General features: G+C 38.8%; 20 protein-coding genes. 18 read left to right on the top strand and 2 right to left on the bottom strand.

Annotated elements, in window-relative coordinates; all coding sequences use genetic code 11:
• Window positions 1-4 precede the first annotated feature (4 nt).
• Window positions 5-610, top strand: a complete 606-nt coding sequence (locus Ana3638_RS25960) for a hypothetical protein (protein WP_456298144.1) — start codon at window positions 5-7, stop codon at window positions 608-610.
• Window positions 611-871: 261 nt separating this feature from the next.
• Window positions 872-1,948 carry a Gfo/Idh/MocA family protein gene (locus Ana3638_RS01450; RefSeq protein WP_161836382.1) on the top strand — a complete coding sequence of 359 codons (1,077 nt, stop codon included), beginning with the start codon at window positions 872-874 and terminating at the stop codon, window positions 1,946-1,948.
• Window positions 1,949-2,108: 160 nt separating this feature from the next.
• On the opposite strand, the gene Ana3638_RS01445 is transcribed toward Ana3638_RS01450, so the two are convergent.
• Window positions 2,109-5,378 carry a DUF5107 domain-containing protein gene (locus Ana3638_RS01445; protein ID WP_202621551.1) on the bottom strand — a complete coding sequence of 1,090 codons (3,270 nt, stop codon included), beginning with the start codon at window positions 5,376-5,378 and terminating at the stop codon, window positions 2,109-2,111.
• A gap of 270 nt (window positions 5,379-5,648) precedes the next feature.
• On the opposite strand from Ana3638_RS01445, the gene Ana3638_RS01440 reads away from it, so the two are divergent.
• The 11 genes from Ana3638_RS01440 to Ana3638_RS01390 all read left to right on the top strand — a co-directional run bounded on the left by Ana3638_RS01440 (window position 5,649) and on the right by Ana3638_RS01390 (window position 19,264).
• Window positions 5,649-6,578 carry an AraC family transcriptional regulator gene (locus Ana3638_RS01440; protein WP_246240678.1) on the top strand — a complete coding sequence of 310 codons (930 nt, stop codon included), beginning with the start codon at window positions 5,649-5,651 and terminating at the stop codon, window positions 6,576-6,578.
• Window positions 6,579-6,877: 299 nt separating this feature from the next.
• Window positions 6,878-8,251 carry an ABC transporter substrate-binding protein gene (locus Ana3638_RS01435; protein ID WP_161836380.1) on the top strand — a complete coding sequence of 458 codons (1,374 nt, stop codon included), beginning with the start codon at window positions 6,878-6,880 and terminating at the stop codon, window positions 8,249-8,251.
• Between the two features lie 116 nt (window positions 8,252-8,367).
• Window positions 8,368-9,300: a carbohydrate ABC transporter permease gene (locus Ana3638_RS01430; protein WP_161836378.1), complete on the top strand. Its 933-nt coding sequence runs from the start codon at window positions 8,368-8,370 to the stop codon at window positions 9,298-9,300.
• The gene (locus tag Ana3638_RS01425; RefSeq protein WP_161836376.1) at window positions 9,293-10,120 is read left to right on the top strand and encodes a carbohydrate ABC transporter permease; all 828 of its coding nucleotides are present in this window, start codon (window positions 9,293-9,295) and stop codon (window positions 10,118-10,120) included. The genes Ana3638_RS01430 and Ana3638_RS01425 overlap by 8 nt, the downstream gene beginning before the upstream one ends.
• A gap of 185 nt (window positions 10,121-10,305) precedes the next feature.
• Window positions 10,306-10,695 (top strand): hypothetical protein, encoded by a 390-nt coding sequence (locus Ana3638_RS01420; protein ID WP_161836374.1) that lies wholly within the window; start codon window positions 10,306-10,308, stop codon window positions 10,693-10,695.
• Between the two features lie 2 nt (window positions 10,696-10,697).
• Entirely contained in the window at window positions 10,698-13,469 is a 2,772-nt protein-coding gene (locus tag Ana3638_RS01415; RefSeq protein WP_161836372.1) for a glycoside hydrolase family 2 protein, read from the top strand.
• 78 nt (window positions 13,470-13,547) lie between these two features.
• Window positions 13,548-15,437, top strand: a complete 1,890-nt coding sequence (locus Ana3638_RS01410) for a glycoside hydrolase family 2 protein (protein ID WP_161836370.1) — start codon at window positions 13,548-13,550, stop codon at window positions 15,435-15,437.
• A gap of 222 nt (window positions 15,438-15,659) precedes the next feature.
• Entirely contained in the window at window positions 15,660-16,598 is a 939-nt protein-coding gene (locus Ana3638_RS01405) for an ArsR/SmtB family transcription factor (RefSeq protein WP_161836368.1), read from the top strand.
• Window positions 16,599-16,823: 225 nt separating this feature from the next.
• Window positions 16,824-17,747, top strand: a complete 924-nt coding sequence (locus tag Ana3638_RS01400) for a glycoside hydrolase family 43 protein (RefSeq protein ID WP_161836366.1) — start codon at window positions 16,824-16,826, stop codon at window positions 17,745-17,747.
• A gap of 298 nt (window positions 17,748-18,045) precedes the next feature.
• On the top strand, window positions 18,046-18,888 hold the full coding sequence (locus Ana3638_RS01395; RefSeq protein ID WP_161836364.1) for an SAM hydrolase/SAM-dependent halogenase family protein: 843 nt from the start codon (window positions 18,046-18,048) through the stop codon (window positions 18,886-18,888).
• Between the two features lie 166 nt (window positions 18,889-19,054).
• On the top strand, window positions 19,055-19,264 hold the full coding sequence (locus Ana3638_RS01390) for a VOC family protein (protein WP_161836362.1): 210 nt from the start codon (window positions 19,055-19,057) through the stop codon (window positions 19,262-19,264).
• A gap of 290 nt (window positions 19,265-19,554) precedes the next feature.
• Here Ana3638_RS01390 and Ana3638_RS01385 read toward each other — a convergent pair whose 3' ends face one another.
• Window positions 19,555-19,992, bottom strand: coding sequence for a helix-turn-helix domain-containing protein (locus Ana3638_RS01385; protein ID WP_161836360.1), 438 nt, complete (start codon window positions 19,990-19,992; stop codon window positions 19,555-19,557).
• Window positions 19,993-20,228: 236 nt separating this feature from the next.
• Between Ana3638_RS01385 and Ana3638_RS01380 the strand changes: the two genes are divergently transcribed.
• The 5 genes from Ana3638_RS01380 (at window position 20,229) to Ana3638_RS01360 (ending at window position 23,851) form a co-directional block, all read left to right on the top strand.
• Window positions 20,229-20,447, top strand: a complete 219-nt coding sequence (locus Ana3638_RS01380; protein WP_161836358.1) for a helix-turn-helix transcriptional regulator — start codon at window positions 20,229-20,231, stop codon at window positions 20,445-20,447.
• 52 nt (window positions 20,448-20,499) lie between these two features.
• Window positions 20,500-21,636, top strand: coding sequence for a CdaR family transcriptional regulator (locus Ana3638_RS01375; protein WP_161836356.1), 1,137 nt, complete (start codon window positions 20,500-20,502; stop codon window positions 21,634-21,636).
• A gap of 296 nt (window positions 21,637-21,932) precedes the next feature.
• Window positions 21,933-22,094 (top strand): hypothetical protein, encoded by a 162-nt coding sequence (locus tag Ana3638_RS26985; RefSeq protein WP_330587795.1) that lies wholly within the window; start codon window positions 21,933-21,935, stop codon window positions 22,092-22,094.
• A gap of 14 nt (window positions 22,095-22,108) precedes the next feature.
• The gene (locus tag Ana3638_RS26980; protein WP_330587793.1) at window positions 22,109-22,282 is read left to right on the top strand and encodes an NAD(P)-dependent oxidoreductase; all 174 of its coding nucleotides are present in this window, start codon (window positions 22,109-22,111) and stop codon (window positions 22,280-22,282) included.
• A 177-nt stretch (window positions 22,283-22,459) separates the two neighbouring features.
• A complete protein-coding gene (locus tag Ana3638_RS01360; RefSeq protein WP_161836354.1) occupies window positions 22,460-23,851 on the top strand; it encodes an ABC transporter substrate-binding protein in 1,392 nt (463 codons plus the stop codon).
• Window positions 23,852-23,932 lie beyond the last annotated feature (81 nt).

Genomic DNA, 23,932 nt, shown 5'->3' with positions numbered 1-23,932 from the left:
AGACATGATATTCGCTGGGAAAGCGGCAAGGTTACAATATATAGTAAATGTAGTTATTAACTCCAGACATAAGGTAATCGGTGCCTTTGCAGGAGATCTCCAACGTGCACACCTTGCAGGGGTGGGTTTTCTGGAGGGGCTTTGTAAAACACCATCCATACCTGCTGATATTGTGGTTACTTCTAATAATGGCTATCCGATTGATCAAAATATTTATCAGACGGTAAAAGGAATGGCAACAGCAGAAGCAACCTGCAAAAAAAATGGTGTTATCATTATAGCTGCGGAATGTAAAGACGGCCATGGAGGAGATGCCTTTTACCGGACGTTTTTAAATTCTCAATCTGCAAGACAGATATTGGAGGATATTTCCTCTGTACCAAAAGATAAAACGGTTGAAGACCAATGGCAGTCTCAGATATTCGCCAGGATATTATCGGAACATCCTGTGATATTTATAAGCGGCATTGATGAAAAAATTATCAAAGAAATGCATATGATTCCGGCAAAATCTTTTCCGGAAGCCTTAAATAAGGCTGATGAAATCCTGTGTAAAAAAATGGCAAAAGTGACTTTTATACCGGAGGGTATTACTAGTATTATTGAATAAAGGGATCATAATTAACATGGAGGGACGGAACAAAAAAAGTAAAATCTCAATATTATGATAATTACCAAATCGCGATTTTTTTTATTTTTCTCCAAACTAATTAAGTACTTAACAAAACAGTAAAGGGTAAACTTAAAATAGCAAGATTATATGTACTATTAGCACGATAATCATAGAATTTTAACCGCTAAAATTATACTATAAATAGGTAAGGCAATTCGGATTTCGTAAATTAAGAATGACTTTTTAGGAGGAAATGACATGGAAAAGATCAAAATTGGTATTGTTGGCTGCGGTGGTATAGCAAATGGTAAACATCTTCCGGCCATAAAGAGAAACGGTAATTATGAAATAGTAGCTTTTTGTGATATTATAAAGGAACGTGCCGAGGAAGCGAAAGAAAAATACGGAACTCCTGAATCAAAAGTTTTTACAGATTATAAGGAACTATTAAAAGAAGATTTAGTTGCAGTATATGTCTTAACACCAAATAAATCTCATGCCGGAATTTCTATCGCAGCTATGAAAGCCGGTAAAAACGTTATGTGTGAAAAACCAATGGCAAAAACATATGCAGAGGCCAAACAAATGGTTGAAACTGCAAAAGAAACCGGTAAAATCTTAACAATTGGATATCAGAACCGTTACCGTGCAGACTCTACATACTTAAAGAGAGCCTGTGACAATGACGAATTAGGTGAAATTTATTATGCCAAAGCTCATGCCGTAAGAAGAAGAGCTGTACCAACCTGGGGTGTATTTTTAAATGAAGAAGAACAGGGAGGAGGACCGTTAATTGATATCGGTACTCACGCTTTGGATTTAACTTTATGGATGATGAACAATTATGAACCGGAATCCGTTACCGGCTCGGTATACCGTAAGCTTGCAGATCAGACGGAAACCGGCAATGCTTTTGGTGAATGGGATCCTTCTAAATTTACCGTAGAGGATTCTGCATTTGGTTTTATTAAAATGAAAAATGGCGCAACCATTCATCTGGAAGCTTCCTGGGCATTAAATACCCTGGATGTGGACGAAGCAAAAACAAGTTTATGCGGTACAAAAGCAGGTGCAGATATGAAAAACGGTCTTCGCATCAATAAAGTAAAATATAATAAACAATGTGTGGAATCACCTGAGTTATCCGCCGGCGGTGTTGCCTTTTTTGACGGAGAGGGAGAAAAAGATTCCGATGTGGAACAACGCGTATTCTACAACGCTGTCACAAAAGGAACCGATTTGGTTGTTAAACCGGAACAGGCTATGATAGTTACGAAGATATTGGAAGCTATCTATGAATCCGCAAAAACCGGAAAAACAGTTTATTTTGATTAAAAATAACTCATAATGTACAAGGTTTAGACCCAGTTTGGAATTATTCAAACTGGGTCTTGTATTAGTTATCCCGGCCCCGAATAGTTGAAATCAACCATTTGGATGGGAGAGTTCTTATCTTCTTGGATACTAAAAAGTAAATATTCTGCGTGGATATTTATTATACCATCCTCATATGGGAAATAGCTCCCTGATAATCTGCCTGTCTGGCAAGAATATCCTTAAGAAGCCGGGATGCTTTTTCTTTCCTGCCAAGTCCCAGGTTGCCTAACGCCCGCAGATAATTGCAGTACTGGGTATTCCGAAGACCAATATCATCCTGATATATTTCAATCTCCGGCAGTGAAACAGCGAAAAAATCATATTGCACATGGTCAAATAAATGCTTTTCTCCATAGATAATCAGCTGATGGAAAGATTTTAAAGCAGCTTCTTGATGTCCCAGTTCTTTATAGGCCAATCCCTGGTAGTAAATATAGTCAGAAGGCTGATCATTGTAATAAAGTACGCTTCCGGGTTCATTTGAGCCGGTGGTGGCCAGTTCAAAATATTGTTTAGCCTTTTCATTATTTCCCATCATACGGTAAGCTAATCCGATATAGTAATGTGTTTCATTATCCGGTACATTGGGAAGCTTGCCTTCTCCCAGATTTATAGGATATGTGAGAGTATCTGTAAGCAGCGGTAATGCTTCTTCCGGTTTACCCTTATCCAGCTTCAGGATAGCCATATGAATCAAAGTATACCTATACTGGGCACTTACTTTGCCCTCGCCGCCTTCCCACGGGTGGAACTGGTGGGAGCGAAGGGCAAAGTAAGCTTCTTCGAAGCGTCCTGTACAGTTTAAGAGTGTAATATAACGCAGGTACAGGTCATCGCGGGCTTCTAAACTTTTCCTATGGGATTCCATCACATGGAGGCGTTCTTCACTGGAAACATTCATTTTGGCGGACAGCTGATCGTATTCCAGCCAGAAACGTGGATTGGCATCATCCAGTTCACAGGCCTTTTTCATGGATTCCATAGCTTTCTCTAAATTGCTTTGTTTATTGCAATAAGAAACGGAAAGATTTCTGTATGCCACAGCCAGATTTTCTTTTTGCAAAACGGAGATTTCCCAATGACTGGTAGCTTTCTCATATTGTTTTTTATCATAAAGCAGATTGCCCAGATAATAATGGGCCATAGGTGCATGTTCCAGTACACAGATGGCATACTCCAATATTCGGATTTCCTCCACTTTATTTGGAAAACAATAATCGGGCGGGCAGGTTTCTGCAATCTGACAGCATTTTACAGCGGCAGTTTCGTCACCGGCCAGATGATAAATAAACCCCTGATAATACTGGCATAACGGATTGGTGTCGGTACAGCTTTGCAGAATATTCAGTGCATCTTTATATAGTCCGGCTTTCATATAATCCAATGACAATTCCAGAAAGTTGTGAGCATTTGCACGCATTTTATCTAGCCAGGGTTTCAGATTATTGCTTAATACAGCTTTCTCGTACAGGCAGCCCATGTACAGCGGGTCTATGGCGAGGCTTTCGTCCAGAACTTTGGTATCTGTCCGTCCCAGCTTACGCAATAGAGCAGTTTTTATAGTACGGGCTTTCATATTGTGCCAGTTGCGAATCATGGATTTATCGGCAAATTCCAGGGCTTTTTCATATTCACCTTTCCGGGAAGCGAGGCAGGAAAGCCAGTAGAATCCGCTGCTCTGTGTCTCCGCACTCCAGGTGGATTTGTAAAATGAATCGTAAGCTTTGTCATCCTGGCCGTTCGCTTCCAGTGCAAGCCCCAGGTTAAAATAACATTCACCGGAATAGGGATTCGGATTTTTCCAGATCTGTTTGTTAACAGCCGCCTGGAAATAAGGAATACTTTCTTTTATACACCCTCTTCTGAAGAGAAGCAGGCCGTAACCATTGTTTAGACGGATATCCGAAGCATCCCTTTTAAGGCCTTCCAGATAGTAGTCCGCCGGTTCATATGTGGCATGCCGGTATTGTTCCAGGTGTGTGGCCGCCAGATATAATTCTTCCAGTGATTTGATATCCTGCGGTGCTTTCATCACTTCAGCCGGCTCCGGTATCGGTTTCAATTCTTCTTTATAAACAGAATATTCCACCAGTATTTTTTCCTTCCAGGAAACGATTACTTTGCAATCAGTTAAGTGTATAGGAGCAGGCAAAACGGCCTCAAAATAATTTTCCGGTGATAAATCAGTTTTCCTTTCATAAAGAATAGAATCATTTTCCAGCACACGGATGGCAACCCCCGTAAAGACACCGGTGGCATAAACTTTCAGAACAGTGTTGCCCTTTTCATCTGCTGAGATACCAAGCATGGCATCCTTTGTAGCATTTCCTACCCTGCCAACACCTTTGTATGGCATAAAGTACTGTATAAAGGTCTTCTCCTCATGTGGTTTCAACCATGAAAAATCAGGCTGGTTATCTGTATAGACTCCGGTCATTAATTCTATGTATGGTCCGTCTGTGTCTGTCAGGTTTCGGTCCCAGGTACGGCCGAAATCACCATTCCCCCAGGTCCACTGTTTCTTACCGGGAGATATATGGTGATCTGCTACATGGAGAAGTCCTGCTTCTACTTTTTCATCATAATTTCCGATGAAATCATAATCAGAGTGAGCTGCCATATAAGAAGTAGGTACTTTAACATTTTTATAACGGGAAATATCTACTCCTGCGGAATAGTCACATTTATAATATTCTCCTGTAGCAATGGGAAAAGTAGAGACTGCCCGTTTTCCATGGTCCATTACTGCATTTACATCCGGAGGGAATACGGAGTAGGTATTATCATTTACGGGTACCGCTGGATTTGCCCACCACAGAAATGTTTGCGGCAGGTCTGTGTTGTTGTAAAGCTGCCCTTTGATTTCAATGTAAGCTTTACCGGGATACAGGCTGATGGAAGCCATACCTTTTGTACCGTACATTTTATCGATTTCACTCAGATAGACTGTGCAGGAACCATCCGGGTTCTCGGAAAGGGAATAGTCTATTGGAGAATAGGTAGACGGACGGTGATGCTGAGGCCAGTTGAATTCAATACCTCCTGAAATCCATGGTCCGACAAGGCCGACCAGTGCAGGTTTAATGACATGATTATAATAGACAAAATCGTACCCATTGGTTTTGTCATAAGCCCGCTGGATCCGACCTCCCAGTTCCGGTAAAATCATGACTTTCAGATATTCATTTTCAAGAAAGACCGCCTGATATACCACATCCTCTTTGATATCGGAAATTTTTTCTGTGATCGGATAAGGGTATACCTTTCCGGTGCTGCCCTGATAAGCTCTTTTTTCAATAAATAATGGACTTTTTTCAGGTGGATATACTTTGTAGGTTGGAATCATTAGTGGTTCTTCCCATATTTTAACCTGTGCTGTTATTTCCATATGTACAATCTCCTTTTTCATATTTTGTAATATAAGCAATTGTGAAACTCAACGAATGTATTTATACCATGCAATTGATACGAATTTTGCGCTGAATCTTGCCCAGAGGGTAACTGAAGCTAGAAACAAGTATCAATTCTATGGATATTCGAAAAATTATATTGTTTCGCGATTACAAATTTTGTAATAAGTTATTGCAAGGTACACGGATATTTAAATTTATTCTAGCACAGATGAAGAGCTGTATAAAATGACATATCGTGATTATTAATGGACAATATTACATTAATATGCTATATTACGATTATGAGTATATTTGATGATAAAAAAATGGATGGATTTAAGGGAGAGAGGATGATTGTCCTGCCTACCGAAGTGTTTCAGGATTATGTGAAGCATCCTCAGGTAAGGAGGCTGTATTTAACGGATGTTGGATTTTTCCCGTGTGCAAAACATCATTACAGGGAAAGAAAGGATGGGATTGAGGAGTACATATTTATATACTGTACAGAAGGAAGCGGCATTATTAACGTTAACAAAAAACAATATATAATTCATGAAAATGAAGCTTTTTGTATCCCCAGATTCCAGAAGCACAGTTATTATGCCTGTGAAGATAATCCATGGAGTATTCTATGGGTACATATCAAAGGAGAGGACACCATATATTTTCCATTGGAAGAATCTCACGTTGTACAGTTTATTTCCAAAAATTCAACCAACCGTATGCTGTTTTTGTTTGAGCTATTATTCAGTGTATTGGAAAGAAATTATAATCTGGGGAATTTCATCTACATATCCCAGGTACTGGCTCTGATATTAGCCGAGGCATATGACAGGGAAAAACATAATACCACCCTGGAACAGAATAAATATGTGACAATTATTGTAAGGTATATGTATAAGCATTTACAGGAAAATCTAACATTAGAGCAGATTTCAGCGGAGTTTGAATTGTCAAAAAGTTACCTGAATGCAATCTTTCAGAGATATACCCAACATGCTCCTATGGACTTTTTCATCAATCTGAAAATGAAGGAAGCCTGCAAGCTGTTTCGATCAACAGATATGTATATCTATGAAGTGGCGCAGAAGCTTGGATATAATGACCAATATTACTTTTCCCGTATATTTAAAAAAGTGGTGGGGATTTCCCCAAGAGAATATAAAAACAGTGATTATTTTTATTATAAAGAATAAGCATACCGCCTGCTGGAGTTTTTATTCCAACAGGCGGTTTATTTTTTTTACTTTCTTATATAAAAAGTACAATAAAATGGCAAAGGTAATTAAAAAAATAGTAAAATAGTCCATCAATTTAAAGAATCAAACATTTTACTTATGTGCATATATGCTACAATGTACATACAGTATTTTATTTTTTCAGTTACTGGTTAGAAATTGCACGGATATTTACCAGTGAAGAAAACAAAGCCCTTGGTTTTCTAATAATCAAAAAATGAAAAATTAAAGTTTGATAAATTGAAAGGAGAAATTTTATGAAACAAAAAATTATAGCTATGCTTTTAGTAATTATAATGGTTGTGCCTTCTCTAAGTGCCTGCAGCAGTAAGGGTAATTCAACCGCAGTAGAAAATAGTGCATCTGATGCAGTTTCAGAAAAGACCGGCGATGAGGAAATTACTCTGACTATCTGGGATTGGGATGAAGCCCACCTGTCACATATGACAGAATGGTATCATGAGAAACATCCTAATATTAAATTTGATACCCTGGTAGTGGGGACACCGGACTATATGCAGAAACTGCAGAGTGCCCTGGCATCCGGAAGCGGAGTTCCGGACATTATATTAGGAGAGATGGGATACCGAGGAAAAGTATTTGATCTTGGTATTACAGAAGATTTATCACAGGCCCCTTATAATGTGAATCCGGATGATATGTTTGATTTTGCCGCAAAACTGGAGTCTGGTCCGAATGGAGAATTATACGGTGTGGAACAGCAGATCTGCCCAAGCGGATTTGCATACCGACGTGACCTGGCAAAGGAATATCTTGGGACAGATGACCCTGACGAACTTGCCGAAATGATTTCAGATTGGGATAAAATGCTTACCGTCAGCAAACAGGTAAAAGAAAAAAGCGGCGGCAGTGTAACTGCATTACCGGGTATTTCCGTACTGCTGATCGATATTTTATTAGGACAGAATGTAAAAGATTATATTGACGGTGATAATATTGATTTAACCGGACGTTACAAAGATGTACTGGAGATTGCTGCTAAGTTTAATCAGGCAGGTGTTTTAGGAAATCAGGAAAGAAGTACTCCTGCACTGAATTCCGGATTTGCGGAAGGCAAATTTATATTCTATCCATGTGCACCGTGGAGTTGTAAATGGAGTATTGCAACGAATGATCCGGATGGTTCCGGTAACTGGGGTCTGACAAAAGCTCCCGGAGACGGATTTACCTGTGGAGGTACCTCTGTAAGTATTTATTCAGGAAGTAAGCATAAAGAAGCAGCATGGGATTATGTAAAGGATGTTTATTGTGACGGCGAAGGTGTAAAGGAAGCATTTCGGCAGTTTGGTTTTATGACAGGTTTCAAAGCACCTTATGAAGATAAAAATTCTTATTTCTTTACGGAAAAGGGTCAGTATGATGATTTCTTTACGGAAAAGGGTCAGTATGATGATTTCTTTGGCGGACAGAATCTGGCAGATTACTTCATCAACGATATTGCAATCAATACGGTAGGACAAGTTCAGACTAAAAATGAATCTTTCGTAAAATCGGCAATGACTTCCGTTACATCACAGATGGCAAGTAATCCGTCTATGAGTGTGGACGAAGCATTAGAATTACTGAAAACAGAGACACAGACTCTGATTCCTTCTGCAACTCTGAAATAGCATGGAGTAAACATAAAAGGCTGCCGATGAGGGGTGTGGCAGCCATCTTTCTTTCCATTTACAGGAAGTGGTATCATACTTCCTGTAGATAAAATAAGAACAGGAGGAATTCAAACATGAACGGTAAAAATAAAAGGATGCAAAAAGGCAATCAATGGCCCTATATCTTCTGCCTGCCATTTTTGGGGGCATATTTCTTATTCAATTTATTTCCTATGTTATATTCTTTCCAACTAAGTTTCTTTGACTGGAATGGCGTGAAAACCAAGATGTTTGTGGGATTACAGAATTACATTACCCTATTTACCAAAGACCCTTTGTTTCTTAAGTCTCTAGTGAATACGGTTATCCTAATGGCATTTTCTACTCCCATTACGGTATTTTTGGGAATGATGGTGGCATATCTGTTGTTTGATACCGGCAGGGGAAAACGTTTTTATCAGACAGTTAACTTCTTTCCGTATATTACAACACCCGTTGCAATCGGCTTTATTTTCTCGTACTTATTTGACTGGCAATCCGGTTATATCAACAAGATTTTGGTAGGTGCGGGGGTTTTAAATGAACCATTTTACTGGCTTCAAAGCGAAGTCGCATCCAAGGTTATTGTGGTAATTATGGTAGTATGGCGTTACCTGGGATATTATATGACTATTTATCTGGCAGCTATGACTTCCATGTCCCCGGAAGTGTATGAAGCTGCGGCAGTGGACGGTGCCACCAGATTTAACATGTTTACCAGGATTACAGTTCCAATGCTGAAGAACACTACCATATTTCTTATTGTTACTTCAATAATCGGTGGTTTGCAGATGTTTGAAGAACCCAAACTTTTATTCAGCGGATGGGCAACTATCGGAAATGGTCAGACCGGCGGTCCCGGAAACACCGTATTAACTACGGTGTGGAAATTCTATAATGATGCATTCAACATGGATTCCAGGCTGGGATATGGTTCTGCAATCGCATATTCCCTCTTTGTATTCATTATTTTATTCTCAATTATTGGATTTAAAATTACAAAAGGAAGGGGCAGTGACGATGAATAAGAGTAAAAGAGTGTTTTACGGCGTATTAAAACAGGTGCTTTTGATACTGATGACTTTGGTTATGTTCTTTCCTTTGTACATTGTATTTATCATGGGTACATACTACAGTGAGGATATTTTCAAAGGCCTGCCTATTCTGCCTGGAGATTACCTCATGGAAAATCTGAAAACAGTGTTTGCAAATCACTACTTCAGAGCTTATTTTAATTCTATTTTTGTGTCCGTGGTATCTGTTATTTTAAGTGTTTTCGTTTCCTCCATGATTGGATTTGCACTTGCCAAATACCGTTTCAGGGGGAGAAATGCAATTTTTACGTTTATATTGGCTATTATGATGATTCCCGGCCAGATTGCCATGATTGGCTATATGCTGGAAATGAGGACGTTAGGACTTAATAATACTCTGTTTCCGCTGATTTTTACATGGACCGCTCATCCTCTGGGAGCTTTTCTCATGACACAGTTTATTAAAGACTCTGTGCCAACGGAGTTACTGGAATCCGGACGTCTGGACGGTTGTTCGGAGGCCGGCCTCTTCTTTAAGATTGTGGTACCCTGTATTAAACCCGGATTTCTGACACTGGCTACCCTGGTATTCTTATGGTCCTGGAATAACTACATACTGCCATTAATTCTCGTTAATAAACAGGAGATGTTTACCATTCCCCTTATGGTATCCAACCTGTCCAATCAGTTCCGAAGTGATTATGGAGCAATCATGTGCGCACTGGGGCTGTCCGTACTCCCTATGATTGTAATATTCAGTTTATGTTCCAAAACTTTTATCAAGGGTATTGCAGCAGGAGCTGTGAAAGGATGATATTATGAGTCAAAGCGGATATTTTTAGGTCCGCTGTGCTACTTGCTTTGTAAGGGAGAGACTTACTTGTAAGGTTAATATAAAAGTATTCGAATGGGCGCTGACCTTTTAAGGGAAGCCGTAAAGGTCATTGACCGACTGTTAGATAGTCATTGACCAATTATAAGAATATGGAGGAAAAGAAATTGTCAGAAACATTGTATCAGGAACGTTACATTAATCTGGAAGGCTCGTGGAACCTGGGACTTGGGAAAAAGGAAGAAGCCGTGATGAATCAAAGGGTACAGCTTCCCGGCTCACTGGATGAACAGGGAAAAGATATCGAAGGAGTAGAAAAAAGTAAACCAGGAGAAACCATGTATCTGACACCGGAATATCACTATGAGGGATATGCGGTATATGAGCGCGACTTTGAAATAGACTATCAAGAAGGCGAAACCGTGCTGTTTTCCATGGAAAGAACAAGAGCTGCAAAAGTCTGGGTGAATCACAGGTTCGTTGGCCAGGATGACAGATTGACGGCACCCCAGATATTCGATATAACACAGACAGTGAAACAAGGAACAACAGAATAACGGTGGAAGTAGAAAACTGCTTTGAACATATGCCTGCCCAGCCTGTTATTGGTTCCCATATGGCAACAGCTCATACCCAGACCAATTGGAATGGTATTGTTGGAATGATAGGCATTCGGGTTCTTCCGGTGATTGCAATGGATACAATTCGGATTTATCCGGATTTTGATAAGAAAGGTATTCTTATTTATGCAGATATGCTGCAGAATACCGGTATTCTGCAGTCGGTTTGCTGGGAGATATCCGTTACCGGAGGTGTTAAAAAGGAAGTACATAGGGTAATTCCTCCGGGAAAAACAAAAGTTCTACTTGAATATGAGTTGGGAAATGAATATCTTACCTGGGATGAATTTAAACCGGATAGGTATGAACTTAATTTATCACTTCGTACGAAGTTTGGAAGCCAGGAGAGAAAAGTGGATTTCGGCATGCGGAAATTCCAGGTATCCCCTGATTCCAGGCATTTTATGATAAATGGCAAAGTGATATTTGTTAGAAGTGAGGCAAACTGTGCCGTTTTTCCCAAAACGGGGTATGCTCCAATGGAAGAGGAAGAATGGGAAAAGTTATTCACTACTTACAAGAGTTATGGCATCAACTATGTGAGATTTCATTCCTGGTGTCCTCCGGATGCCGCATTTCGTGTAGCAGACAGGCTGGGAATATATATGCAGCCGGAGCTGTGCGAGTGGACATTTGAAACCTTTGATACGGATGAAGATTATCGGTATTATACCAGAGAGGCAAAAAGTATAGATAAGGCATATGGAAATCATCCCTCCTATGTGGCTTTGACCTGGGGAAATGAACTGAGAAGCCATAAAAGAGAGCGGATGAGTGAATTATGCCGTTATATGAGGCAGATTGCTCCTGACAGGCTGTATGCAGAAGGCTCCAACGTATGGTACGGTGAAAAAGGAGTCAACCCTGAGTGTGATTTTGTAATGGCACAAGCCAATTATAAGGATAAATGGCGTGGCGCTTATGCAGGAAATCATGGGTTTATCAACGATGCTCCTCCGAATACTCTGTCAGATTACAATGAAGTGTTAAAAGATATTCCCATCCCTGTAATCAGTTTTGAAGTGGGACAGTTTCAGGTCTACCCTGATTATAATGAAATTAAAAAATATACCGGGAATCTGCAGCCGGAAAATCTTCGTACTTTTAAGGAGGATTTAGATCGTCATGGTATGGCTGGTTATGATTCCAAATTTCAGGAAGCGACGGGTCAGCTGTCCAGGCTTTGTTACAGAGAAGAGATTGAGGCAGCGCTCCGGTCGGATAAACTGGCGGGTATCTCCCTGCTGGGAATCCAGGATTTCTCAGGCCAGGGTACAGCCCTGGTGGGTATGATAGATGCGTTTGGTGAATCGAAGAAATTTTCCAATCCTGCCGTATTCAGGCAGTTTTTCAATTGTATTGTACCCCTTTTAAAAATTGGGAAACGTACTTTCAGGCAGAAAGAAAAAATACAGGCAGAGGTTGTCATTGCCAATTATGGAGAAAGCGGACTTAAAAAGCCGGTTTCCATTTGTGTAACAGACGCTGCAGGGCGTGCGGTTTATAAAGAAGTGATAAGCAGCTGTTCTGTAGAGCAGGGGAAAGTGGAATGTATTGGAACCCTTAACTTTATTCCTGGCCTGGATACAGACGCCTCTTATAAACTTAAAATTAAAATCCAGGTTGAAGGAACGGATTATATCAACGAATATGAGCTTTGGATATATCCGGAAGTGGATAAAAAAGAGTTAGACAGATCATGTATTGTTACAGCGTTTGATGAAAGTGTAAGGGAAAGGCTGGAAAAAGGCGAGAGGCTTATTTTACTTCCAAAACTGACACAGTCAAGCCTTCCTGTCAGTGTAAAAAGCTCATTTATGAGCGATTTCTGGTGTTGGATTATGTTTAAGAAAAGGGATCAGCACGGCACCATGGGAATGCTTATAGAAACAGAACATAAGCTGTTTGAAAAGATGCAGGTGGATGAGTATACAAACTATCCCTGGTGGCATATGCTTAAGAACAGCCGTTCTGTGATTCTGGATGATACGGGTATTCAACCGATAATCAGGATGGTAGATAATATACACAGGAATCACAGTATGGGACTCTTATTTGAGGTTAAATGCGGGAATGGCAGCCTGTTAATCAGCAGTCTGAATATCCTTCCTAATCTGGAGCAGCCGGAAGCGGTTTGGATGCTTCATTGTATGTTAAATTATGTGAAATCGGGAGATATGAATCCTGTGCAAGAAGTATCATTTCAGAAGTTTTGTCTAATGTTTCCAAATCATAAAGAATTGGTTTTGGATTATGAGGACAAACCGTTTGCAAGTATTAATGACCATAAGATGTATGCACCTATTAAGAAGCAGGAAAATAAGCCGGGAGCAGCCTACTGGGATACAACCGGAAGCAGGACAGAGGATGAAAAGTTCTACGGTATTTTGTTTGAAAGGACACATTACGTGGATATGGTGCAGATAAACCTGGTCACCGAAAGTTCTCATGATGACAAGTCAGGTTTTGATTTACCGGAGCTTATTGAAGTAGAATATCTGGATGGAGATACCTGGAAACCTGTTCATGTGATATATAGAAGTTTTCTTACCGAAGGAAAAGAAAACAAAATTTATTTTAAACAGACTGAGATGCAAGGAATAAAAATTCTTTTAAAAAAGGATAAGAAAAACGAAGTATATATCTCTGCCGAGACCGTTTATAAGAATCAGCCATATGCAATAGCGGAACTGAAGTTCTTCGGCATCTGATTTATAACTATGATTTCTTTGTATGATTTGTTTGAGTGATTTATTCATGTGATTTATTACCATAAGGAGAAATTTATTATGAAGAGGGAAACTATATTATTAGAGCGATGGAAATTCAATCTGGGAGATACGGCAGAATGTCTTAAAAAGGGACGTGAAGTGACCGTGCCCCATACCTGGAATATTGAAGATAATACGGAAGATACCTGGGGAAACGGATGGTATGAACATACTTTAAAGGTGCCGGAGTCCTGGAAAGACAAAAGAGTGAGGGTACTATTTAAAGCAGTATATCATGATGCTGCCATATATTTAAACGGTAAAGAAATAGGAAGACATGAGAACTCCGGGTTTACGCCTTTTACAGTTGAACTCACAGAAGCCTTAGAGTATGGAGAGGAAAATAAACTGACCGTAAAAGTGAATAACGAATTTACAGATACAATGCTGCCCTGTAACAGAAGCTTTGACTGGGCCTGTGACGGAGGGATTATCAGGAATGTGGAATTATTAATTTCGGGAAAACATCTGATAAAATCCCACAGAGTAACTGCCGAACCGGTTATTTTAACAAAGGATAGCCGCCAGGATACCGGGTATGCCGTTTTCGGGGTGGATACGAAAGTGGACGGAGCAGAGACAGACGGACTCGTATTAGACTGGGAGTTATATCAGAGCTGCGACGGACAGACAGAAAAGCTTTGTGAGGGAAGTGAAAGATGTGATAAAGGTATTGGAAGGGTTTCTGCCCGGATACTCGAAAATATTCGTTACTGGCATTTTGATTATCCGAACTTATATACTGTGAAACTGAACCTGAGAGATGGAAATGTGACAGAGGACAGCGTCGAGACAGTCTTCGGGTTCCGGAACTTCCATGTTCAGGGTAATTCTTTCCGCCTAAATGGAGAGAAAGTTAGAATCTGCGGAACGGAATGGATGCCTGGTTCGGATCCTTTTTATGGAATGGCAGAACCTAAGGAGCAGCTGGAGAAGATGCTTGTCTGCTTAAAGGAAAGTAACTGTGTATTTACCCGCTTTCACTGGCAGCAGGACGATATGGTATATGACTGGTGCGACCGCCATGGCATGCTGGTTCAGGAAGAGGTACCTTTCTGGGGAAAGGATCCTAAGACAGCAGGAGGACAACAGTGGAAAATCTTCAAAGCACAGATAGAAGAAATGGTTGAAGCACATTATAATCATCCGTCGATTATTGCATGGGGTGTCGGTAATGAGTTGGATGCCCAAGCGCAGGACACCATACAATACATAAAGGATGCCGTGGCATATACCCATAGTCTGGATTCCAGCCGCCCGGCCAATTATGTCAGCAACAGTATTTTTCAGGATGCCGGTCTGGATGGCACTACGGATGGTGATATTATGATGGTTAACGATTACATCGGTACCTGGTCAGGAGAACTGGACCAGTTCAAAGAGCTGGAAAAAATACTGAAAGCCAATCCGGACAAACCCATGGTCCCCTCTGAGTTTGGACTTTGTGAGCCTCGCTGGAAAGGCGGTGATGAGCGCCGGATGCAGATTTTCTTGGAGAAAATGGAAGCATACCGCCATTTTCCGGGAATTGCGGGAACCATATATTTCTGCCTGAACGATTACCGTACCCAGATGGGAGAGGACGGAGAAGGGAAGCTTAAGAAAAGAATCCATGGTTCCACTGAATTATGTGGTGAGCCAAAACCTTCCTATTGGGCAGTACAGAGAGAATGTGCACCGTTTATTGCGGAATGGGAAGAAAACAGGCTGATGATAACCTGCCGGAAAGACCTGCCCTGTTATGAAATTAAAGGATATTACGGGGAAATTCTGAATGAAGCAGGAGTTGTCCTGACAAGTGTAAAAATTCCGGATTTGAAACCAGGGAAAGTATGGAAAATAACAGTGGAATCAGGAAATAAAATAGCCATATACCGCCCAAACGGGGACCGGACGGGTATTTATTAAATAAAGGAAAAGGCTGCTTGCTATACAAATGGATTTGAATGTTTTGCTTCCAATAGAAGATTAAAAAGAAGAACCATTAGGATGTGAACTCCAATGGTTCTTTTTTTGTATATAAATTTTGCCAATTTCCTAATATTCCTGTTGTTTTATAAAATCAATTGTAGAAATATCGGGTGACTGTGATAGAATAGTTGAAAGAGAAGCAGTGAAGAGGAGGAAGTTATGGGGAGCGGGAAGCAATCTTTTAATTATAATCTTGACAATATCGAACAAACTTGTCAAATGGCAAAAGCCTTATCATCGCCGATTCGTTTGGAAATTCTAAAATTACTGATAGATAAATCTATGACAATGGGTGAATTGGCACAGATTCTTTATGTTTCTGTATCCTCTGTCAGTATGCATACAAAAGTTTTGCAGGATGCGGAATTGATAACAATAACACCAAAACCGGGAAAACATGGTGCGCAGAAAGTTTGCGGTATAAAAGCAGATAAAGTTGTATTTGATTTATTTGGAGTTTCAGGCAGTGTAACCAAAAGGTCTGCAAAGGTTATGAATATCTCAGTGGGAAACTATTCAGAGGCAGAGGTTAACGACCCTTGCGGGCTTGTAAGTATTGAGGATTATGTTGATATTGAAGATACCCGGTATGGCTTTTATGATCCGGCACATATAGACGCACAATTAATCTGGTTTACGTCCGGATATCTGAAATACCATATATCCAATAAATATCTGGCAGTTAAAGAGGTTAAAAGTTTAAATATAAGCTTCGAGGTTTGTGCGGAAGCCCCAGGATATAATAATACCTGGCCATCTGATATTTACTTGAAAATAAATGATGTTTTGCTGCATACCTTTCGGGTCAGCGGTGATTATGGAGGTATAAGGGGTATCAACAATCCTGACTGGTGGTCCGATTCCAATACCCAGTATGGTGAACTTAAAATGCTTTCCATTACAAAATCCGGAACATTTTTTAATGGAAAACTTATTTCTAAAAGAAATATAAAAAGTCTCAAGGTAAGTGAGAATTACTATTTTACCTTTGAAATAGGTGTAGATAAGGATAGTGAGTGTCCGGGCGGACTGAACCTATTTGGCGGAAAGTTTGGGAACTATGCTCAGGATATCCGGGTTGAAGTGCAATATAATTAGATCTGTCTGTGTGGATTGTGAATTACTTTAAAGAAATTGTAGAGATGTTAAAATGACATACAATATGAATGAAAAATGTTGAAAGTTTTTTATGGAGAATGTAAAGTATATACCAAATTTATGCCTGATTTACGGCATCATAAGTCAGCCACGTTTATTAGTCCTAGGAAATTGGCTTTTGACACTGGAATCCTACTATAAAAAATAAAAGGAGAGAAAACATTCATGAACATAAAAAACCCAATTCCCATAGATAATATAGGGGATCCATATATTTTGTACTTTGAAGGAAAATATTATTTGTATGCAACCTGTCATTTTAACGGATATTATTGCTGGATTTCAGAAAATATGAACGACTGGAAAGAACCGGTGGTATGCTATGAAGCTACGGATAAAAGTTTTGGAAATTCCTGCTTTTGGGCACCGGAAGTATATTTTTTTAATGGTAAGTTTTATATGTATTATACTGCTCAATGGAAGATTTATAAGGAAGAGGCATTACGGATCGGTGTAGCTGTTTCTGATAAACCGGAGGGTCCTTTTGAGGATGTATTGAATGAACAGCCAATGTTTGATTTTGGGTATGGTGTTTTAGATGCTCACATATTAAAGGACGGAGAACACAATTATTTCTATTATTCGAGAGCCGGCGCCGATCATTATGTGAACGGAGCGAAAGAATCCGAGATATATGCTGTGGAGTTAGGAGAAGATTTCATCTCTGTCAAAGGTGAGGGAAATTTAATTCTGAGGCCGGAACAGGACTGGGAACGTATCTATGATGGCGAAAAACAATTTTGGAATGAAGGGCCGTTTGTCATGAAAGAGGAAGGCCGTTATCATATGATGTATTCTGCTAATTTTTATGCTTCAAAACACTATGGTATTGGATGCGCCGTATCGGATAATCCAATGGGACCTTTTAAGAAATATGAGAATAATCCTATTTTATCAACCACGGATATAATTTCAGGTCCGGGACATAATAGTGTGGTAAAAGCTTTAGACGGCAAGTATTATTGCATTTATCATGCTCATACTTACTATGATAATCCGAGCGGCGACCGCCAGGTATATATAACGCCTCTTATGTTCCAAAGTGGAAAAATATACATGGAACATCCCAGATTAGATACAGAGCAGTAATAAAAGGTTTCCTGGTGGAGTAAAAGATATTCAGCGGAATAAAAGATATACAGTGAAATAAAAGATATACAGTGAAATAAAAGTGTACCAGTGGGATAAATATTTCAATGGGTAATGCATATTCGGAATACAGGCCTTTACAGTTGCAGTAAGTAATTGTAAAGGTTTTTTTCTTATTAGGATAAATAAATTAAAATAAGATAATTGTTAACACTACAGAATTTTGGTATAATTATGCATAACCCCCTTTAAGACGCAAAGCCATTAAGTTTAATTCATGAGAAAGGATAACTATGATATGAACGAAAAACCAATATTAGTATTCCAGACAGATTTTACTTATAAAGAGGGAGCCATTTGCTCCATGTATGGAGTGGTTAAATCCGTCGACCGCTCTTTGGAAATATTTGATGGAACACATGAAATTCCAAGGTTTGATACCTGGAGTGCTTCCTATCGTTTATATCAATCCATGCAGTTCTGGCCAAAAGGAACCATATTTGTCTCAGTGGTTGACCCGGGAGTAGGTACTGCAAGAAGGGCATGTGTTGCACGGACTGCCGACGGATATTTTGTTGTAACGCCCGACAACGGAGCCTTAACCCATGTTAAAAAATACGTGGGTATAGCGGAAATAAGGGAAATCGATGAAAAGGTTAACCGGCTGCAAGCAACTCTGGGGACCAGTATTTTCCATGGACGTGATTTATTTGGATACTGTGCCGCAAGACTGGCAAGCGGCATTATATCTTATGAAGAAGTTGGGCCGGCATATCCGACGGAGAAAATCGTAGTCCATGAAATTCAAGAACCGAAAATAGAATATGAAAAAGCCGAGGGAATATTTGAAATCGGTGATCCTAACTTTGGCAATCTTTGGAGTAATATTCCTGTCGAAGAATTTTTAAGAAACGGATTCCAATATGGTGACCTTATCAATGTGACAATCCGCCATGGGAACGAAATTGTTTTTCAAAAAAAAGTTCCTTTTGCCAAAGCTTTCGGATTTGTGAAACAGGGAGAAGCAGTTATTTATACCAACGAACTATTAAAGGTGTCAATGGCAGTTTGTTTGGGTGATTTCTGCGAAACTTACCATATCAATTATGGGCAGGATTGGACAGTAAAACTGGAAAAATAAACAAATAAGGGGAATGTGATAAGGCATGTGGGTTCATAATACGATTGTTAACATCAATAGTAAGCGATTGTTGGTATGTATGGATTTCACTTTTCATAACCCGTTCTTTATGTTATCATGAATATAAATCTTTAATTATTATATTGGTAAATATAGGAGGGTATATATGAGGCTTATGGAATTTTGTGACGGAATACAGCATATAGGTATTCCCACCGATCGCTATGAAGAGACAATAGATTTTTATGAAAAAATTGGATTTGACCTGACTTACCATACTGTTAATGAGGGAAATAAAGTTGGATTCTTAAAATTCGAAAGCCTGGAATTAGAAGTTTATGAGTCGGCGGATATTTCACCCAGGGACGGGCGGTAAATCATTTCGCGGTAAACTGTAATGATATTGATGCGACTTATGAAAATGCAGTCAAAGAGGGTTTTGAAATCGTTGAACCGGGAATCAGGGAATTACCGTTCTGGGCAAATGGTATCCGGTTTTTCATTATTGCAGGCCCTAATAAAGAGAAAATTGAGTTTTGTCAGATACTTTAAATAGTTAAAAAAGAGCCGGTGTTAATGCCGGCTTTTTAATATTTCTGAGGATTATAGTATAATTTCCGTTCCGGTTCTAATTGATAGAAAAATCTATCAATTAGAACAAAAAATTCAATCATTCTTATTTTGGGAGCTTTTATAATCTACAGCAGTTTCTTCCGCAACCCGGTCTAATGCATAGCGCTGGTAAAGAGAAGAATCTTTATAGACCCGTTTATATTTGTAATAAATATTATCGTAAGCATCTTCCTGATCACGTTCATCTAAGAGACGGAACATGGAAATCAGGTCGGTTTCCATATCTGAGAGGTTTAACAGGGGAGTGCTGTCTTCAGAATTATTTAAATATTCTTCTCCGGTCAGAAGCCAATCTGCAGATACATTAAATATACGGGAAAGAGCAATAACGGTCTGCGCCGACGGCTCATATTTTCCTTTCTCATATTCGCTTATATTCCCTTTTGATTTGCCCAATACATTAGCAAGTGCCTGCATAGACATTTTATGTGTCATTCTTTCATAGCGAATCCGTTCGCCTATTGTCTGCATAATTACCTCCTAAAAAAGTTCTAATAATGATACTATATCTATTGACATGTTCTGATAACAGTACTATACTGAAATTATGAAAGCCAATACATACAATTATCATAGCACATTACTAATAAAAATGAAATAAAGCAAGTGATTTTTAGACAGCAACAACAAGTAAATTTTGATTCGTCAGGTATTTAAATAAAGCGGTATATTCTGCTTAATATAATGTCCGGAAAGGAGTATGGCTGATGAAAAGAAGAAAACTGACACCCCTGGGTGCTGAGATTAAAAAGTGTCTTATAGACAAGCAGATGACCCAGAAAGAACTTGCCAAGAAAATCGGAGTATCTCCAAAATACATCCATCTGATTCTTTATGGTGAGCGATCAGGTAAAAAATATATTCCCGCCATCGTATCATTTCTTGGACTGGATTTTTACATATTTGATGAGCAAAAAAAATGGTAGATAAAACTGGTAAAGGAAAGCCTAAAAGCCTGTGATGGGATGGGGAGGTTATATGTTGGATTCAGTTTTTGCACAGCGATTTATTGAAAAAATCAAGAAGTATACAGACTATAATATTAATATAATGGATGAAAAAGGTATCATTATTGCCAGCAGGACGGAAAGCAGAATAGGTACTTTTCACGAGATTGCATATCGTATCGTCCATGGTGAAGAGGACGAGATTATTGTTGACAAAAACAATCAATTTGTTGGGGTGAAAGCAGGGATTAATGTAGCATTTTTTTATAAAAATAAAAAAATGGGGGTAATCGGCATTACCGGTGAACCTTCAGAGATACGGCCTATTTCTTTAATTATCCGTATGTCCATGGAAACCATGCTGGAATATGAAATTTACAAGGAAGAACGATTTCAGAGGCGGAATATAAAAGAGCAATTTCTGAACCGTATCCTGTATGGGGAAAATGTAACGGAAGAAGAACTGGGAGAGTATGCGGATCGTTTAAATTTGAAAGGAGAATTGATTCGCATACCTATTCTGATCCGGTTTAAAGAAAAATCGGATTTGGCAGAGCGGATATTATCAGGTATAAGAGAGAAACATCTTACTTCTCCCCAGGATATTATAAGCGTTACCAGAAATAATTGCATTATTATTTTTAAGCATTTTGATGGAAAGTTGCTGGATTTAATGCAGACCTATAAAATATTTGTCGGTGAAAGTATTAGTCAGATACTGCAATACTTAAAAACAATCAATATTGATTATACGTTATATACAGGATCCTTTCAAAATAACTTTACTCAATATCGTATTAGTTACCTACATTGCAAATGGTTATTTGAAAATATAAAAACAGATAATAACAGTTATTTTTTTTACGACTATTTAGAGGAATATCTTAAGTCCCTTTTACCTTTAACTGAATTGAATGGCATTTTTGAGATATTTAAGATACAGTTCGATGATAAATTCATAGATAATTATATAGAGGTAATAAGTGCTCTGGCACCTACGGATTATAATCTGGCGGAAGGAAGCAAGCATATTCATATTCACAAAAATACAATGAGTTACCGGCTGGATAAGCTGCGGATAGCCTTAGGGATGAACCCATTATTTAGTCATCAGGAAAGAATATTTTTCACTAATTTTAATGATTATTTGGTAAAAACGAAAAAATAAACATCTTTAATTCTCTTTTACTTCACTGCTTAATACTCCATAAAATATCAAGAACTTAAATTACTTTTAATATCACATAGTACTAGATATTTTTATTTATCTGACTAGGCTTCTGTGGAATCACCCAGAAGTTATTATTTTATTAAACTTTCTTCTTTGTGCCGTTGTAACAAAAATAGGCCAAAGATTCGTTCGTGGCAGGGTACTAGGATATTAACAATTTAATTATAATGAAATCCATAAATAAACAATACTCAATAAAAAGCTACAGATAAAAAACGGGAGAAGAATATGATTTGCGAAGAAGATTTGGCTTCCCCAATAGTGCCAATGATACCCCGGAGTTATTGGAATTCTTCCGTGTCTTAAAAGAAGATGGGTTCTTAAATGCTGATAAACCATTCAGTATGAAAGTAATGGCTTATGATGAATTCAGAGTGAGGAGGGCAGAAGAATAGGGGAATATGTTCCTTTGGACAGACGCTTAAAAGAATCCGATGTTATTTCACTTCATTGTCCATTATTACCATCTACGCTGGGTATTATTAGCAATGAGAACATAGCTAAGATGAAAGGAGGTGTAATTATTATAAATACAAGCAGAGAGCCTCTGGTCGTAGAGAAAGATAGCTGGAAAACCAATTAATGAGGTAAATCCTTAGGTCGTGCAAAAGTGAGTACACAATGGGGGATACATAAGTACTTGATCGTATTGGAACTCGTTCACAAAATTTAACCTATAGGTAATTGCTAAACTATATAGATACAATATTGAAGTTTCACTATTACCTAAATTTAAACTAAGAAAGAAGGAAACTGTATAATGAAGAAAATTTTATCTTTAATCCTTACAATTGTTATGGTAATAAGTTTAACAGCATGCTCAGGCGGTAAAAAAGAAGAAACAACTTCGGATAAAATGACTCTTGAATCCGGCAGCAGTTCCGAAACAAGTTCCGGGGCAACAGGTTCAACTGGAAAAGCTCCTTACTCCGGAACAATTACCATTGCCTGCGGCCCTATTGAGGCAGAGACACTTAACAAAGTGATAGCCGAATATCAGAAAACAAATCCGGATGTACAATTAGATACTGTTGTTTGCCAGACAGTAACAGACTTTGAAACAATGATGACAAGCTGGATCGCATCCGAATCCTTGCCGGATATGTATATTGCACAGGGCGGTGCTACAGAACAGGGTTATGCAAAAAGCGGATATTTACTGCCTTTAACAGATACCGGCTTTCAGGACAGATTAGTAGACGGGGATTTAGACTTATTTAAATATAATGGAAATTTATATGCTATACCTATGGCTTTATCCGTTTCAGCCATAATTGTAAATAATGGTGCATTAACAAAAGCAGGTGTTGATCTTAATAATGATAATTATCCTAAGAGCTGGCCGGAATTCCTGAATCTATTAAATAAATGTGTAGCAGCAGGGATTAAAAAACCTGTAGCTACTGCAGGAAAAGATACATCAAGTGTAACAGCGTGGACTTTCCAATATGTATATCAGAGTATCTACGGTAAAAATCCAAACTGGTATGCAGATATTTTAAGAGGTAAAGCAGCCTGGAATGACGATTTATATTTAAGTATGTTTGATAAATATGAACAAATGCGTCCCTTTATTCCTGATAATGCGCTGGGAAATGATGTCGATGGTATGAGAAAGAGTTTTATTACCGGTGAGACACCATTTATATTTCAGGTTGCCCAGGAGGTGGGTAATTTAAAAGAATTAGATCCGGATCTTGATATCATGGTACTTCCATCCTGTTTTACGGATGATCCGAAAGATCAGACAATTATTTCAGGATTTGATTCCGGTGTCAGCATTACAAAGGATGCAAAAAATAAAGATCTTTGCTTTGACTTTTTAGATTTCATAACCTCAAGACAGGGTGCTACCATTTTTAATGGTACTACCAGATATTTACCAACTGTCAAGGAAAATGATGTGGAACTGGACCCAGCTTATGACTTGATTTATGATATTCTTGACAACAATAAACTACCGAACAGTCCTATTCTTTCCCGTGAATGGATTCCTGGAATCAAAGAAATAGTAAAAGGCGGACAGCAGGATTGGTTTGCTGGTGCGGATGCAAAATCAGTAGCAGATAAAATTCAGGATGAACATGACCGTCTGGTACAGGCCGATCCGGAATGGGTGAAAAAGTTCCTGGATAATTATATAGATAAGTAAGAATAGCGGATAATTCTATAGAAATAGGTTTCGGGTTGTGAGAACGGGTTTCACACAACCTGAACATATTTGGAGGAAGAT

Origin of the sequence: Anaerocolumna sedimenticola, assembly GCF_009931695.1 — a bacterium.
GTDB classification, from domain to species: Bacteria; Bacillota; Clostridia; order Lachnospirales; family Lachnospiraceae; genus Anaerocolumna; species Anaerocolumna sedimenticola.
Note: the sequence above shows the minus strand (reverse complement) of the source record. Positions and strands in the feature narration are given on the sequence as shown.

Excerpts from the sequence above, each read along its gene's own strand:
- Ana3638_RS01375 (WP_161836356.1), top strand. The coding sequence starts at position 20,500 with ATGTTGGATTCAGTTTTTGCACAGCGATTTATTGAAAAAATCAAGAAG.
- Ana3638_RS01430 (WP_161836378.1), top strand. The coding sequence starts at position 8,368 with ATGAACGGTAAAAATAAAAGGATGCAAAAAGGCAATCAATGGCCCTAT.
- Ana3638_RS25960 (WP_456298144.1), top strand. The coding sequence starts at position 5 with ATGATATTCGCTGGGAAAGCGGCAAGGTTACAATATATAGTAAATGTA.
- Ana3638_RS01425 (WP_161836376.1), top strand. The coding sequence starts at position 9,293 with ATGAATAAGAGTAAAAGAGTGTTTTACGGCGTATTAAAACAGGTGCTT.
- Ana3638_RS01405 (WP_161836368.1), top strand. The coding sequence starts at position 15,660 with ATGGGGAGCGGGAAGCAATCTTTTAATTATAATCTTGACAATATCGAA.
- Ana3638_RS01435 (WP_161836380.1), top strand. The coding sequence starts at position 6,878 with ATGAAACAAAAAATTATAGCTATGCTTTTAGTAATTATAATGGTTGTG.
- Ana3638_RS01360 (WP_161836354.1), top strand. The coding sequence starts at position 22,460 with ATGAAGAAAATTTTATCTTTAATCCTTACAATTGTTATGGTAATAAGT.
- Ana3638_RS01385 (WP_161836360.1), bottom strand. The coding sequence starts at position 19,992 with ATGCAGACAATAGGCGAACGGATTCGCTATGAAAGAATGACACATAAA.
- Ana3638_RS01450 (WP_161836382.1), top strand. The coding sequence starts at position 872 with ATGGAAAAGATCAAAATTGGTATTGTTGGCTGCGGTGGTATAGCAAAT.
- Ana3638_RS01380 (WP_161836358.1), top strand. The coding sequence starts at position 20,229 with ATGAAAAGAAGAAAACTGACACCCCTGGGTGCTGAGATTAAAAAGTGT.
- Ana3638_RS01400 (WP_161836366.1), top strand. The coding sequence starts at position 16,824 with ATGAACATAAAAAACCCAATTCCCATAGATAATATAGGGGATCCATAT.
- Ana3638_RS01390 (WP_161836362.1), top strand. The coding sequence starts at position 19,055 with ATGAGGCTTATGGAATTTTGTGACGGAATACAGCATATAGGTATTCCC.
- Ana3638_RS01440 (WP_246240678.1), top strand. The coding sequence starts at position 5,649 with ATGGACAATATTACATTAATATGCTATATTACGATTATGAGTATATTT.
- Ana3638_RS01445 (WP_202621551.1), bottom strand. The coding sequence starts at position 5,378 with ATGGAAATAACAGCACAGGTTAAAATATGGGAAGAACCACTAATGATT.
- Ana3638_RS01410 (WP_161836370.1), top strand. The coding sequence starts at position 13,548 with ATGAAGAGGGAAACTATATTATTAGAGCGATGGAAATTCAATCTGGGA.
- Ana3638_RS01395 (WP_161836364.1), top strand. The coding sequence starts at position 18,046 with ATGAACGAAAAACCAATATTAGTATTCCAGACAGATTTTACTTATAAA.